Genomic DNA, 15,651 nt, shown 5'->3' on the forward strand with positions numbered 1-15,651 from the left:
GAATTCTTTTTCTGGCTCGGAAAGAAACTACTCTCTGAAAGAGATAGAAACTTTTTAAATCCCATATTATGAATATCAAGCTTAATATCTAACTCGGAAAGAAACTACTCTCTGAAAGAGATAGAAACAATTTCATCGAGGAAGTTTAAAGCTTCCTCTTTGCTTTTTACCTCGGAAAGAAACTACTCTCTGAAAGAGATAGAAACAATTTCAGGAGTTACGGAGGTGGTTTCGTCTTTTCCTTTCTCGGAAAGAAACTACTCTCTGAAAGAGATAGAAACAAAGAGGATATTTTTCCCTTAAATAAGAAAATTCACCTCTGCTCGGAAAGAAACTACTCTCTGAAAGAGATAGAAACATTGGCTTCTTTTAAGATACTGATGATGTCATCATACTTCTTCTCGGAAAGAAACTACTCTCTGAAAGAGATAGAAACGCTTTGAACTATTTCCAATTCTGCGGGATGAATTTGTAATTCTCGGAAAGAAACTACTCTCTGAAAGAGATAGAAACTTTTGTGTTTGCAGAAATGATAAAATGTTTTCTATTCACAGCTCGGAAAGAAACTACTCTCTGAAAGAGATAGAAACTTCTCTTATATGCAAGACCAATTGCATCTTGTCTCAAAATCTCGGAAAGAAACTACTCTCTGAAAGAGATAGAAACTTGTCAATAGAATAGCTATAATAGTTATCAAATAAACTACCTCGGAAAGAAACTACTCTCTGAAAGAGATAGAAACTTTTGTGTTTGCAGAAATGATAAAATGTTTTCTATTCACAGCTCGGAAAGAAACTACTCTCTGAAAGAGATAGAAACTTCTTTTTCAAAAGAAGATTTTAAAAATATTGCTCCATAACTCGGAAAGAAACTACTCTCTGAAAGAGATAGAAACATTTCATAATTTTTCATTAATCTGTCTAATTCATTATCGACTCGGAAAGAAACTACTCTCTGAAAGAGATAGAAACTCTTTGTTAAGCCTTCTTTTTCTCTTAAAGCTTTTATGTTCTCGGAAAGAAACTACTCTCTGAAAGAGATAGAAACTTCAATCCATCTACCAACCACTCGGAAACATATTCATTTTGCTCGGAAAGAAACTACTCTCTGAAAGAGATAGAAACTTCTGTTTCCGCAACAAGAGTGTATTCACCTTTTTCACCTGCTCGGAAAGAAACTACTCTCTGAAAGAGATAGAAACTTCTCAATGAGCTCCTCCGCTGTGAATGGAATTTGCATGTATCTCGGAAAGAAACTACTCTCTGAAAGAGATAGAAACATTTCTAATAAATATTTTTCTGTTAAGTCATCTGTGATATGCTCGGAAAGAAACTACTCTCTGAAAGAGATAGAAACTCTGAAAAAATAATTTTCCCGTCGAGTTTTATTCCTACTAACTCGGAAAGAAACTACTCTCTGAAAGAGATAGAAACTTACTTTCAAAAATTCACCAAAATTTGCATGCTGGATTTCCTCGGAAAGAAACTACTCTCTGAAAGAGATAGAAAATGATACAAAACTAAAGACCTTTTTTATGTTTTTACACACAAGTATTAGAAATTACTTTAGAATATTCTCATGAGAGGTGACATCATGGAAAAAATAATCTTTAGATGCGAGATAATAACTCCAATGTTTTGCTATGGGGCACATGATAAAAAAAGAGAAATGCCAGAATTAAGACCACCTTCAATAAAAGGAGTGATTCGTTTTTGGTGGAGGGCAATAAATGGACATATGTCAATTAATGACTTACGAAAAAAAGAAGCTGATATTTTTGGAGGAAGTATTGAAAATATAAAAAAGAGTAAAATTAGTATAACTATTTATCCAAAAGGAATAAAAAAATCTAAAGTAGATCCTGTTCCGCATAAAGGAAAATTTAAAAAATATGCTTTAAATTATGGAACTAAATTTGATATTGTGTTTTCACTAAAAAAAAGAATAAATATTGATGAAAAAATAATAGATTTAGAATATGTAAAAAAACTTTTTATACTTGTGAGTATTTTAGGAGGTATAGGTAGAAGATCAAGAAGAGGTTTTGGCTCTTTTAGAATTAATTACATTAATAACAAAAAAATAGATTATGATAACTTTATTAAAATTGAAAAAGTAGAAGAATTATTAAATGAAGTAAATATAGATTCAAAAAATCATTTTTCAATACAAGACAATAAAATAATTTCAGATTTTACTTCAAAAAAATATCCTTATATAAAAGAAATAAGGATTGGAAACAGTAGAGAATCTAATTCGGATAATCTTTTAAAAAAAATAAGTCTATCGTCTCATAAGAATAATTCTGAATGGACTGGATTTACAAATAGACAAAAAAGATTAGCCTCTCCGATTTATGTATCTGTTGTAAAAATTATAAAACAAAATAACTTTTATTTTTTTCCTGTTGTAACAATACTAGAAACAATTTTTGAAAATAAATTTGATAATCATGGAAATAATAGAAGTGATAAATTTATAAGTGAGGTGCTAGAATGAATAATAACTATTTATTCCTTTTTACAATAGGTCCTGTTCAGTCTTTTATTGCAGAGGCAAGAAAAACAAAAGATTTATATGAAGGGAGTAAATTACTTTCTAATTTAATTGATATAGCTATTAATGAAGTGAAAAATCAAGACGAAAATGCAGAAATAATTTTTCCATCAAAAAAAATAGAATCAAAACCAAACAGGTTTATAGCAATAATTGAAACTAATAATTCAAAAGATTTTGGGAATAAGATTGAAAATAAAGTAAAAGAAAGTTTTATGAATATTGCAAATAGAATTTTTTCTGAAAATTTTCCGGACAAGCCTAAGCCTATAAATTTTGATAAACAAATAAAGGATTTTTTAGAAATATATTGGGTAATGCAACCTTTTGAAAATAATTATGAAAGCATTTATAAAGAAATTGAAAAAACATTAGGTGCAATTAAAAATGTAAGAGTTTTCGATCAATTAGAAGAGACAGGAAGAAAATGTTCTTTGTGTGGAAAAAGAAATGCTTTATTTTATAAAAAAATGAAAAAAGAGAAAAAACCTTCTTATATACAAAACAATGCAATTGAGATTAAAAAAGATATAGAATTAAATTTTGGGGAAGGACTTTGTGCTGTTTGTTTTGTAAAAAGATTTTATGAAAATAAGAGTTTTCCCTCCACTGCTGCAATTGCTTCTATAGATTGGGTAAAAAAGGTACCGAAAGATGACTTGGAAAATTATAAAAAGCTTTTTAAAAATTTTGATGAGCAATTATATTATGAAGAAAATTTAAGACAAAATTATCTAAAAAAATATGGATATTTTTTGAATGATAATGAACTTGAAAATGCAAAAAATAAATTAAAAGAAATTTATAAAAAAAATGGAAAGCCAAAAAAATATTATGCTCTGATTATGCTCGATGGAGATAATATGGGGAAATGGCTTTCAGGAGAATTTTTGGAAGACAACACAAATTTAAAAGAGTTTCATAATAAAATTTCAGAATCATTGGGGAAATATGCAGAAAATATAAATGAGATTGTCAAAGAACCAAAAGGTAAACGTATTTATGCTGGTGGCGATGATGTAATGACATTTTTAAACCTTGATTATCTTTTTGATATCTTAATAGATTTGCGAGAAAAGTTTCCTAAATTTGAAAATTTAGGATTTACTATTAAAAAAGGTATGAAATCTTCTGCTTCAGCAGGTGTTGTTATTGCACATTACAAAACACCACTTTCCGAAGTTTTAAAATGGGTAAGAAAAATGGAGAAAGAAGCAAAAGAAAAAGGAAATAGAAATTCTTTAGCAATTGCAGTTTTAAAACATTCCGGTGAAATACATAAAACTGTTTATAAATGGAAAATAGAAAATGAATGGTCAGTTAAAATAATGAAAGAATTGGTTGAACAATTAAAAGATGAAAAAAAAGGATTTTCAAACACGTTTATAAAGGTATTGCAAGAAGAGTTTAATAGAATGGAGAAAATTCCTGAAGATAAAATCTTAGAAATCGAATTACAACGTTTGTTAAATAGATCGTCGAAAATAAGGAATAATAAAAATGAAAAAGAAAAAAAAATAAGTGAATGGAAAGAAAAAATTAAAGAATTATACCTGGATTTAGTGGATAAAGATAACTTTTTCTCATTTTTAAATATATCTGATTTTATAGCAAGGGAGGATTAATATGATAATCGAAATAGAGCCTCTGGACACTTTGTTTTTTAAAGATGGGAAGCCTTTTTCTATGGGTGAAGAAACCTGGGCAGAGGGGATTTTTCCACCATATCCTTCTACTATTTATGGGGCTTTAAGAAGTGCGTATTTTGCAAATAATATTAATGAATTAAACAAAGCAAAAGAAAAAGATGATCCTACAAAAGATTTAAAGATAAAAGGAATTTATTTAAAATTAGACGATGATATCTGTTTTCCCGTTCCATTAGATTGTGTGAAAGATAAAGATAAAGATATAACTTATACTTTAAAATTAAAAACTAAGAACAATATTATTTCCAGTTATCCTAAATATTTGAATTTTTTATTAACAGCTAATGAAAAAGTTGAAAATGTTAGTCAAGTTTTTTTCAGTGATATTGATTTTGAAAAATACTTAAATGGATTTGATGAATTTTTTTATTCAGAACTTAAAAATTATTTATTCAATGAACCTAAAATAGGTATTACTCGCTCAAAAGACACTTTGTCAACTGAAGAAGGTAAGATATACAGAGTTGATATGTATAGAACTAAAAATTTAAAATTAGTAGTTGATTTTGAAAATTTGGAAATACCACAGTTTGGATTTTTAAAACTTGGTGGAGAAAGTAAATCTGCCAGGTATAAAAATATTAATAAAGAAATTAGTGTAGAGCCAGCAAAGTTTAATAAATATGATAAATGTTTTAAATTAGTTCTTACAACACCTGCAATTTTTAAGGAAAATGGGTGGATTCCTACTTGGATAGATAAGGATACTCTAGAAGGAGTAATTGGAGGTTTAAAAGTAAAGCTTATATCAGCATCAATAGGAAAACCTATTGTAATTGGAGGTTTTGATATAAAAGAAAAAAAACCTAAACCTTCTTATAAAGCAGTACCTACTGGAAGTGTATATTATTTTAAATTATTGGAAGGAAACGTTAATGATATAGTAAATATCTTTCATGAAAATAGTATATCGGAGATTTATTCTGAACAAGGTTTTGGTATATGTTATGTTGGTAAATTTAATATAGAGGTGGAAGAATGAAAAAAGTTATTACTACAGTTGGAACATCTTTATTTTCTAATTACTTTGACACTACTAAAAATAGTGATATTGATAGCTCTTTAAAGAATCATTATAAAATGTTAGAAGATAAAACTTATTCTGAATATGAAAATAATAAAGAGAGATCTGATAGAATAAAATCTAAAATTCAACAATGGGTAAATAATAATTCATATGCATCAGCAGAAATTTCCAGTATTCACAAAACAAAAGAAGAATTTAAAGATGAAGATATTGAAGTGTATCTTTTAGCTACAGACACAATACTTTCTTTTTTATCAGCAGAAATTATTAAAGAATATTTTGAAAATAATTATATTAAAGGAATTGAAGTTTATTTTAATCCAAAGTATGATGTAATTTTAGATTTACAGGTTAAAGAATTTAATAAATTTGAGAATGGCAAAAATAATCTAATTAATAAAATATCAAATTTAATGGAAATGTTTTTTAAAGATGAAAAAAAGTTTGAAAAAAAAATGAAATTATTAAGAAAAAATGTTCTTTTTAATATTACAGGAGGATATAAAGGAATAATACCTATAATGACAATTCTTGCACAATTATATGAATGCAAAATTATATATAAATTTGAAGAATCAGATGATTTGGTATCAATTCCGAGAATACCAATAAATTTTGATCCTATTCTAACTGAATCTTTATTTATAGATCTTTGGTTTAAAAGGGAGGATAATAATCATAATTTTAAAAACGAACACAAATTGAAAGAATACGGTTTTATTGATAAAGATAATAAGATTACTTCATTGGGAAAGCTTTTTTATAAAATTTCAGAGTTTAAACAAGCTATAGGTGAAAATGTATTTGGATATTATGTAGAGTATAAAGTTTTAGAATACTTATACAATGAAAATAAAAGATTTGAACATAGTTACAAAGAAGGTGGTAGGGAATTTGATTTTGTTTTTAAGGATGAAAACGAGAAATTTTTTGGAATATGGGAAGTAAAGTCGGTTTTTAGAATTATTAACGATTTGGATGGGGTAAAAAATCAAATAAAAGAACAACTTAAGATTCTACCATCAATAGTCAAATATAAGTTAGTACTTTATGGTGTTGATGAAAGGATTAAGGATAAAATTAAAACTAATGTATTAGAAATTAGAAAGGAGATCTTTGAAAAAAAATATCCAAAAATACAATTTGATCCTACTTTTTTACTCATAAAAGATCTAGGTAAAATAAAAAAACAAAATGAAAAAGATAATCCATATAAAGTATTATTTAAAAATTCTTTGAAAAAAGAAGACTTTAAAGAAATTTAAAAATAAATTTTAATTTTTTTGAATAAAAGAAATATATTGAATTTAAATAAAATAAATTAAATTAAGGAGATGAAACTATGTTTAAAATGGCTAAGCCGTTTTTTATAAGGGTAATGACGCCACTTCATGCTGGTAGTGGTCAAGATTTAGGAATAGTAGATTTACCAATACAAAGAGAGAGACACACAGGTTTTCCAAAGATTGAAGGATCAGGTATTAAAGGAAGTATAAGAGAAGTATTTGGGAATTTAAAAAAAGACTTTAAAGTTGGGACTCAAACAATAAATAATAAAAATTTAAAACAAGCAATTTATCTTGCATTTGGCCCTGAAGAAGGGGATTTGCACGCTGGAGCATTGGGTTTTACAGATGCAAGAATATTACTGTTTCCAGTGAAATCAATGAAGGGGATATTTGCATATATTACATGTCCTAAAATACTGGAAAGATTTAAAGAAGAAATGATTATAGCAAAAAATACAAATACAATAAAAAATATATTTGATAAAAATCTACCATCCAAACTAACAATTTCAAATCTTGGAGAATTAGCTATAAGTGGAAATATTGTTCTTGAAGAATATACTTTTAAAGTAAAAGAAGAAAATACGACAAAAGAATTTGCAATATGGTTAAGTAATTTACTTGATATAGATGAAATCAAAAACAAACTTGTTGTTTTACCAGATGATGATTTTAAAGATTTTGTTAATTTATCAACAGAGGTTATTACAAGAACAAAGATTGATCCTAAAACAGGTACTGTTCAAAAAGGGGCGTTATTTACAGAAGAATATCTTCCTTCTGAAACAATTATGTATTCGCTTGTTTTAACAACTCCATTTTTTAATGAAAAAAAAGAAGTTTTTAATCCAATAGACAAAAAAGAAGAGGAACTCGTTATGGAATTTTTTGAAAATGGAATACCGGAAGTAATCCAAATAGGTGGAAACGCAACAATAGGAAAAGGTATCGTTGAAATAAAAAAGTGGAGGGAGTAAAATGACTAATTCAACAACAATAAAAGGGATTGAACAAGGAAGAGCTGAGTTTGCTTATAAATGCGCAGAACAAATAATTAATTTCAATGATATTTCTAAAAATTCAAAGGAATTTTTATTTCTTTTTTTTGAAGAGCAACTTAGAAAAATGTTAAAAGATAACGAAGAAAATAAAAAAATATTAGAAGAATTTTTTAAAAGTCCAGAATTGATGTATGAAACTTCTAAGGAAGATAATTATTTTAAAAAAAATATAGTAAATTTATATGAAAAAGTTCAAAAAGAATATAAATCATATGTAAAAAAAATACCTATGCTTATAAAAACAAATGGTTTTGGTGCTACAGTTGCATTTATGTTTTCCAAAGGAGGAATATATGAATTTATAGGAGAGCAAATTTTGAAATGGTTAAAAGAAGATAAAAAAAGAATTATACCAGATATTAATAACATTGAAAATTTTGAACAACTAACAAAAAAAGTTATGGAATTAAACTCTTCAGAATATAGAGCCTTGACAATTGAAGTTTTAGCATTTTTAAATTGGTTAAGAAGATTTGCTGAAGGTTTAATTGAAGGTGAAGATGATGAATAAAAAAGGGATATTTTTAGTTAAAAAATCTAAAAAAGGTTTTGAATGTAAAGTTGAAATGAGTGGTAAAAGATTCTTAATACCCTTATTTTATGAACTTAAAGATGATTCTTTAAATAAAAAAGAATGCTTAGTTGTTATAAAAAATGGGGAGATAAAGGAAATAATAGTTGATGGTAAAAAATTCTCAAAAAAAAATGAATATTATTACATGGAAAAAAGTCATAGAAAGACCAATAATAGCTTTAAAGATAATAATAAAAATACAAGAACGAACAAATTTATTGATAATATAAAGTTACCTTATGATACTAAAAATGTATTAAAAAATAATATAAATTTAATAGATAATTTTAATCTTAAATTAAATAAACTTGTTAATTTTGAAAATGGTAAATTTTTATATAAAAGTAAAAACAATAATATTCATCAATTTAATAAAAATCTGATCTACAAAGTTTCTGAAAATTATTATAAAAAAATAAAAAGGCAAAATTTAAAGCTATCAAAAGAAATGCAAGTATCAATTCAATGGAAGATGATTGTAGGTCTTAGTAATCCGTCAGTTTATGAAACATCGATGATTTTACATCATATTTATGGTTTTCCGTATCTTCCAGGCCAAGCGATAAAGGGAGTTGTAAGAAATTATATAATAGAAGAAAATTTTGATTTTGATGAAAGCAAAGCATTAAAAGATAAAGATTTTTGTGATATATTTGGAACTGATAATAAAAGTTTTTATAAAGAAAGCAGAAAAGGTAATATAATTTTCTTTGATGGATATCCTATTACTTCTCCTAAAATCAATATAGATGTTATGAATGTTCATTATTCGGATTATTATAATGGAAATTTGGCTCCTACAGATTATCAAAATCCTATTCCAATTTATTTTTTAATTGTAAAAGATACTTCATTTAATATTTTAATTGGTTCAAAAGAAAAGGAAATTGATGAATATAAAATAAAAAATACACCAATAACTGAATGGATTAAAATTGCATTACAAGAAAATGGTATAGGAGCAAAAACTTCAATAGGATATGGACGATTTGAACTGCAGGATTAAACCTGCAGTTTTTTATTTCAAAAAAAATAAATTTTATATTTATTTTTCTTGCAAAAAAGAATAATTTATGTTAAAATAATACAGGAAATACTTTGTTATTTAGTAATTTTGAAAAATTAACACAATTAACATATCTAAGATAAATTTATTAGGTTAATTTTTTAATAAATTCAAGATAGTAAGAAAGGTGGTGAGGTTAGTGTGATAAATAATAATATTAATGAAGAAAAAATACTTTCTTTATCAGGTTTACTTCATGATATTGGAAAATTTATGCAGCGTGCAGAAATTGAAAATGAAGATAATTTTGATAAAAATGGTTTTGAAGAAGATAAAAACTTATTTGCAGTTTTTAAAAATGGATATTATGGATATTTGCATACGGCATATACAGCCTACTTTATCGATAAATACATAAAAGATATAAATTTAAAAAGAAAAATTCTAGAAATATCCGCATCGCATCACAAAGTAGATAATATTATCTCAAAAGCTGATAAATACTCGGCTTCAATGGATAGAATAGTTGATGATGAAAGTTTAGATGCCGAGTCTTTAGAAAAATTAGAAAAAATTTATGGAAATGAAAATACATATAAAAAAATCAGGCAGCAATCAATTTTTGATAAGGTCGATCTTTATAAAAAATATGATAAAGGGAATTTTAATGAAGAATTAAAAGGGAAAAATAAGATCGAATTAGAAAAAATTGATTATGAAAATTTGGAAGAAATATTTCCAAAGTTTATTGAATCTGAAGAATTAATCCCTAAAGAAGGTAATTTATTAACAGATAAATATAATTATCTATGGAATGAATTTTTAAAAGAATATAAAGAAATAACTAAAATTGAAAATTTTGATACTTTTTATAATCAACTTTCCTACTTATTACAAAAGTATACTTCCAATATACCTAGCTCTACAATTAATTATCCTGATATCTCCCTTTATGATCATCTTAGGACTACTGCCGCAATTGCTTCTTGCTTAACTAATAAAAACGATAAATTTATATTACTAGAAGGCGATATTTCGGGTATTCAAAAATTTATATTTAAAATAACCGATTCTGAAGATAAAAGTAAAGTTGCAAAGAGATTAAGAGGAAGAAGTTTCTATATTTGGTTACTTACTGAGGTAATAGCGAAATATATTATAAGTTATTTTGATTTAACAATATCAAATATTCTATATTCTGGTGGCGGTAAATTTCAAATACTCTTACCAAAGAAACTAAATAGAAATGATAAAGAAATAGATATTTCAAAGGAATTGAAAGTTTTGGAATATTCTATAAACAAATGGCTATCAGAAAAATTCGATGGATTAATCTCTATTGTTTTTGGTATTTTAGTTGAAGATTTTAATATATTAGATAAAAGAACAGAACGAAGTTATTCGGATTTGTTATATAGAATGAATAATAAACTTCAAGAAAAAAAGCTCCAAAAATATGCAAATGAAATAATTTCTGAAGAAGATTTTTTTGTTAACCAAAAAGAAAAAAAAGAGCCAATAAAAAAATGTAGGATTTGTGGAATTAAATTAAAAGATAACGAAGAATATATTTGTAAAGAATGTCAAATCCATGAGAAATTAGGAACTCATTTAGCTAAGGATAATAAAATAATAATTTTTTCAAAATCAGATATAAAAATTGATAATAAAGAAATTAAAAATTTGGTAAAAGTTGATTTTGATGAATTTGGAAAAGTATATATAGCCAGAAATGAAGATCTTGAAAAAAATATTATTAAAGTAATGAGTGATGAAAACTTACTAGATATTTTAAAAGTAAATAATACTAAAAATGAAATAATAAAAGGATTTAAATTTATTGGAGATACTGTTCCTAAAGCAAAAGAAAAGATTTCTAAAGAAAATCTTGAAGATTTAGAATTTGAAATTGAAAAAGAATCACCTTTAACCTTTGAAGCTATATCAAAATTATCTATAGGAGATAAAAAACTTGGGGTATTAAAGATGGATGTTGATAATCTTGGAATGATATTTGCTATGGGTTTTGAAAAAAATAAAAATAACTCTGAAAAATCTATTTCAAGGATAGCTTCTTTAAGTAGAAATTTTGATTTATTTTTTGGAGGATATTTAAATAAAATATGTGATAAAGTTTTTGAGAATTGGAAAAAAGAAGTAAAAAAGTTAGAAGATCAGAAATTGATAAATATCGTTTCGAAAATAACCAATATTTTTTACATTACATATTCAGGTGGAGATGATTTGTTTATAGTTGGACCATGGGATTATACAATTGAATTAGCTCTTAAAATAAGGAATGAATTAAAAAGATTTACCGGATATAATCCAAATATTGAAATTTCTGGAGGTATTGCTATAGTAAAAAATAAGTATCCAATATCAAATGCTGCTGAAATTGCAGAAGAATATCTTGAAAAGTCTAAAAATCTTTCAACACAAAAAGGAATGATAAATGTCTTTAATACTTCTTTGAGTTGGGAGGAAAAAGAAATAAATGGAGTAAAATATAAAAAATTTGAGGATGTATTAAATAAAGCTAAAGAATATACAGAATTAGTAAGAAATGATTCTATAAATAGAGGATTAATTTATTATATTTATATGCTGAATAAAGAATATTGTGATGAAAGGAAAAATGTTAATCCATTATATATACCAAAATTATTTTATAAAGTATATAGAACAACTGAAAAATCTTTAGCAGATAAGATAATTGAAGATTTAGTTACAAATGAATATTTTAAAGAATTTAAATTCATAGGTAGTTATATATTAGAAAAAACTAGAGGAGGGATGTAATATGCCGGGAAGAAATAACTCTAATAATTTTGATATTGTATCAGAACTTAAAAAAATTGAAGGTAATGAAAAAAGAAATTTATCAGATTTCTTAAAACCAGAGAAATATGCGACAACAGAAGGTATTGCTTACAAATATGCTAATTTTTTAAAGAATAAGATAAAAACTGTTCAAATTAGAAATGTGTTTGCAACATTGAAAGAATTCGAACAGGCAAATAGAGGGAAAGCAGGAAATGAATTTGATGATTCAAAGAAATATATTTTATTAACTCAGACTGCTTATGCTGTAGGAAGAAAAGTAGTACCAAAAAACTTTTATAAGTTTATGGAATATTGTATAGAAAGAATAAATAGTCCAGAAGATTTGGAAGTTTTTGTTAAGTTTTTTGAAACGATAATAGCATATTTCAAATATTTAGAAATTAAAAATCAGGAGGGATAAAAATGGATAATATGACTTTTGAATTTATAGGAAAACATATAATAAAAGGAAAGATAAAATTATTAACAGGATTACATATAGGTGGAACAAATGAAGGTTTTCAAATTGGCGGAATTGATAATGTGGTTATAAAAAATCCATTGACAGATGAACCTATAATACCAGGGTCAACATTGAAAGGAAAAATGAGAAGTTTATTAGAATGGAAATATGCAAAAATAGAAATAGATGAGATAGAAAGAGATGAAAAAGAGAATATAAAAAAACTAAAAAGCAAAGTACAAAATGATGAAAATAGTGAATTTATTCTAAAATTATTTGGAAAATCTAATGATTTGGAATCGAAAGAATTTTCAGGTCCTGTAAGATTGATATTCAGAGATGCAACTTTAACAGATGAAAGTAAAAAAGAATTAGAAAGATATTTAGGTAAAAATATTTATACTGAAGTAAAAGCGGAAAATTCTATTGATAGATTGACCTCTGTCGCAAATCCAAGATTTATGGAAAGGGTTATTGCTGGTAGTGAATTTGAATTTGAAATAGTTATGGATAATTATACAGAAGAAGATTATAAAAACCTCAAATATTTATTTGAGGGATTATTAATGTTAGAAGATAGTTATCTTGGTGGTGGGGGAAGTAGAGGAAATGGTAAAGTTGAAATAGAAATAGAAAAAATTATAAAAAGAAAAAAAGAATATTATGAGTCTGGGGAAGAAGAAATAGTAGATAAAAATTTTGAAGAAAAAGAATTAAAAAAACCTCTTGATTTTCTTAAAAATTTTAATAATATTAAATATAGATTTATTCTTAATAAAAACAGATAATTTAGGATGTGATATAGTGAAATATTATCTAATAAAGTTAAAACCAAAAGATTTTTTTTCAAAAATACCATCGTCTTATACACTTTTTGGAGCATTTTGTTGGGCTATTAAGGATTTATATAATCTGGATATAAAAGATTATATAAAAAAGTTTTCTAAAAATCCAGATTTTTTTATTTCAGATGTTTTTTTATATGATGAAATAAATGAAGAATATTTATTACCAAAGCCTCTTTCAATGAACATTGATGTAAAAAAACATATGGAAAAATTTGAGGATAAATCAATTAAGAAAATTTTTGAAGAAGAATTTCAAAATTCATATGATAAAGATTTATACGAAAAATCGTTTAAGCTTTTTTTAGTTAATAAATTTAAGAAGTTCAAAAAAATAAAATATATTAATAGTAAAGATTTTTTTGATTTTATAAATGGAGAAAAAACAAAAATTGATATATTTAAAGAATACATAAAAAAAGAAAAAGAGAAAAATTTTGATAGAAATAAACCAAAATTGGTAAATTTTCCAATACAAAGAAACAATATTGATAGACTAACAATGAGTGTTAATGAAGAATCAGGTGGAACTTTTTATGAAAATGTTATTTCTTTAAAGGGTTATGATTTATATTTTATTTTAAAGACTAAAAAGATAGAATGGTTATTACCAATTTTAAAATTTTCTTTTGAAAAAGGTATAGGTAAGAAAAAAAGTATAGGAAGAGGTCAATTTAATTTAGAAATAATAGAAGATAATAATGCAAGGGAATTTTTGAAAAATATCGAAGGCAATGTAAAAAAAGATTCTGAATACAAAATAACATTAAGTAAATATATTCCATTAAAAAATGAATTTGATGTTGGAAATTCCTATTATCAAATAGAAGGGTTTAGAGGAATTACAGAAGATAGAGAATATTTTAGCGGGAAAAATATTTTTAAAGCAAAGGTTAGCTATATAAAAGAAGGTAGTGTTTTAAAAGTAAAAGAACAAAAGGAATTTTATGGTGATATCCCTATTGTGAAATACATTGATGATAAAGAAATTTATCATTATGGATATGGATTTTTTTTAAACTTTAAGAAGGTGAAAAAATGAATTATAATGCAAAATTAGAAATATTATCACCTCTTCACATTGGTGATGGGAATGAAATATTTCCTATAGAATATTTTAAATATAAAGGATTTACTTATTTTATTAATGATGAAATATTGATTAACTCTTTATCTAATATTGAACAAAAAGGATTTTTAGATTGGATAAAAAGTGATTCACTTAAAAATCTAAATAGTTTTTTAGATAATAAAAATATAAGTGACAAAACAATTGAACAATTGATTAAAAAATCTATTAGAATAACAAACGAAAATGTAGATAATAATGTTAAAACTATTATGAAAATTAAAGAAAAACCATATATACCTGGCAGTGAAATAAAAGGAGCTATTAGAACAGCTATAATTTTTTATATTTTAAAAAATAATGAAATGTTATATAATAAACTAAAATCTGAAATATTAGAATTGCAAAGGAAATTTGAGTTTCTTGTAGAGAAAACAAAAAATAAAAAGGGTAATTTAATTTTGAACAAAAAAGATATAGAAATAATAAAAAAAATATCTTTTTATTTATTTAAAAAAATAAAATATGATCATAGAAAAAAAACAAATATAATAAAAGTAACTACAATAAAGAATTTTCTTTCAAAAGAAGTTCAAAAAGTGTCTAAGTTTGTGGAAAAAGAGATATTAATTTTAGATACACAACGAGATGCAAAATATGATATTTTAAAAAATTTAATTATTTCAGATACTTCCCCAGGTAAAAGTGAAATTAAATATGGGAAAATCAATACGTTAAATATGAGTAGAAATGGAAGTGAATGGATAGAATATATAGATAATGGAATTTTTGAATTCAGTATAAATTTGAATAATGAATCTCATGAAAAATTATTGGATATTACTAATGATAATCAAAAAAAAGAAATATTAAGTTTAGATTTCATAAAAACTGCATTATATGAATATAGTAAAAGTATTTTAAATACAGAAAAAGAATATTTTATTAAAAATAAGAGTGAGATTATATCCAAAATACAAAATTATGAAAGACTAAATACTATAGAAAGTCCTTTAATAAGATTAGGAAAATATAAAGGATATTTATCAAATACAATTTCAATAATTATAAAAGAAAAAGATCCAGAATTATATGATAGTTTTTTGGTGCACTGCACAAAAAATACAAGTTATATAAAAAAAGAGGTTAATGAATATTTTCCAAAAACTCGAAGGATACTGAATAATGATATTATGGGATGGTGTAAATTAGAAATTAATTAAGAA

At 24.9% G+C, this 15,651-nt stretch carries 12 protein-coding genes and 1 CRISPR repeat array (1 of these 13 only partly in view); all 12 genes read left to right on the forward strand.

Translation table 11 applies throughout. The features are described 5' to 3' along the window. Positions 1 to 1,509: a CRISPR direct-repeat array (repeat unit 36 nt; unit sequence CTCGGAAAGAAACTACTCTCTGAAAGAGATAGAAAC) (it extends 61 nt beyond the left edge of the window). 84 nt (positions 1,510 to 1,593) lie between these two features. The 12 genes from cmr1 to csm5 all read left to right on the forward strand — a co-directional run bounded on the left by cmr1 (position 1,594) and on the right by csm5 (position 15,648). Beyond that, positions 1,594 to 2,499: a type III-B CRISPR module RAMP protein Cmr1 gene (cmr1, locus tag X274_RS06080; RefSeq protein WP_047265926.1), complete on the forward strand. Its 906-nt coding sequence runs from the start codon at positions 1,594 to 1,596 to the stop codon at positions 2,497 to 2,499. After that, positions 2,496 to 4,181, forward strand: a complete 1,686-nt coding sequence (gene cas10, locus X274_RS06085) for a type III-B CRISPR-associated protein Cas10/Cmr2 (protein WP_047265927.1) — start codon at positions 2,496 to 2,498, stop codon at positions 4,179 to 4,181. Before cmr1 ends, cas10 (X274_RS06085) begins: the two co-directional genes overlap by 4 nt. 1 nt (position 4,182) lies before the next feature. Continuing rightward, on the forward strand, positions 4,183 to 5,247 hold the full coding sequence (gene cmr3, locus X274_RS06090) for a type III-B CRISPR module-associated protein Cmr3 (RefSeq protein ID WP_047265928.1): 1,065 nt from the start codon (positions 4,183 to 4,185) through the stop codon (positions 5,245 to 5,247). Then, positions 5,244 to 6,557, forward strand: a complete 1,314-nt coding sequence (locus X274_RS06095; protein ID WP_047265929.1) for a hypothetical protein — start codon at positions 5,244 to 5,246, stop codon at positions 6,555 to 6,557. Before cmr3 ends, X274_RS06095 begins: the two co-directional genes overlap by 4 nt. 77 nt (positions 6,558 to 6,634) lie before the next feature. After that, positions 6,635 to 7,558, forward strand: a complete 924-nt coding sequence (gene cmr4 / locus X274_RS06100; RefSeq protein ID WP_047265930.1) for a type III-B CRISPR module RAMP protein Cmr4 — start codon at positions 6,635 to 6,637, stop codon at positions 7,556 to 7,558. Between the two features lies 1 nt (position 7,559). After that, a complete protein-coding gene (cmr5, locus tag X274_RS11565) occupies positions 7,560 to 8,153 on the forward strand; it encodes a type III-B CRISPR module-associated protein Cmr5 (protein WP_052913206.1) in 594 nt (197 codons plus the stop codon). After that, positions 8,146 to 9,222 carry a type III-B CRISPR module RAMP protein Cmr6 gene (gene cmr6, locus X274_RS06110; protein WP_052913207.1) on the forward strand — a complete coding sequence of 359 codons (1,077 nt, stop codon included), beginning with the start codon at positions 8,146 to 8,148 and terminating at the stop codon, positions 9,220 to 9,222. The genes cmr5 and cmr6 overlap by 8 nt, the downstream gene beginning before the upstream one ends. 201 nt (positions 9,223 to 9,423) lie before the next feature. Next, entirely contained in the window at positions 9,424 to 12,024 is a 2,601-nt protein-coding gene (gene cas10, locus X274_RS06115; RefSeq protein ID WP_047265931.1) for a type III-A CRISPR-associated protein Cas10/Csm1, read from the forward strand. A 1-nt stretch (position 12,025) separates the two neighbouring features. Further along, positions 12,026 to 12,469 carry a type III-A CRISPR-associated protein Csm2 gene (csm2, locus tag X274_RS06120; RefSeq protein WP_047265932.1) on the forward strand — a complete coding sequence of 148 codons (444 nt, stop codon included), beginning with the start codon at positions 12,026 to 12,028 and terminating at the stop codon, positions 12,467 to 12,469. Positions 12,470 to 12,471: 2 nt separating this feature from the next. After that, a complete protein-coding gene (gene csm3 / locus X274_RS06125; protein ID WP_052913208.1) occupies positions 12,472 to 13,299 on the forward strand; it encodes a type III-A CRISPR-associated RAMP protein Csm3 in 828 nt (275 codons plus the stop codon). A gap of 16 nt (positions 13,300 to 13,315) precedes the next feature. Further along, positions 13,316 to 14,398 (forward strand): type III-A CRISPR-associated RAMP protein Csm4, encoded by a 1,083-nt coding sequence (csm4, locus tag X274_RS06130; protein ID WP_156166150.1) that lies wholly within the window; start codon positions 13,316 to 13,318, stop codon positions 14,396 to 14,398. After that, positions 14,395 to 15,648 (forward strand): type III-A CRISPR-associated RAMP protein Csm5, encoded by a 1,254-nt coding sequence (csm5, locus tag X274_RS06135; protein ID WP_047265934.1) that lies wholly within the window; start codon positions 14,395 to 14,397, stop codon positions 15,646 to 15,648. The genes csm4 and csm5 overlap by 4 nt, the downstream gene beginning before the upstream one ends. Positions 15,649 to 15,651 lie beyond the last annotated feature (3 nt).

It is taken from the genome of Marinitoga sp. 1155 (genome assembly GCF_001021175.1).
In the GTDB taxonomy this organism is placed as follows: Bacteria; Thermotogota; Thermotogae; order Petrotogales; family Petrotogaceae; genus Marinitoga.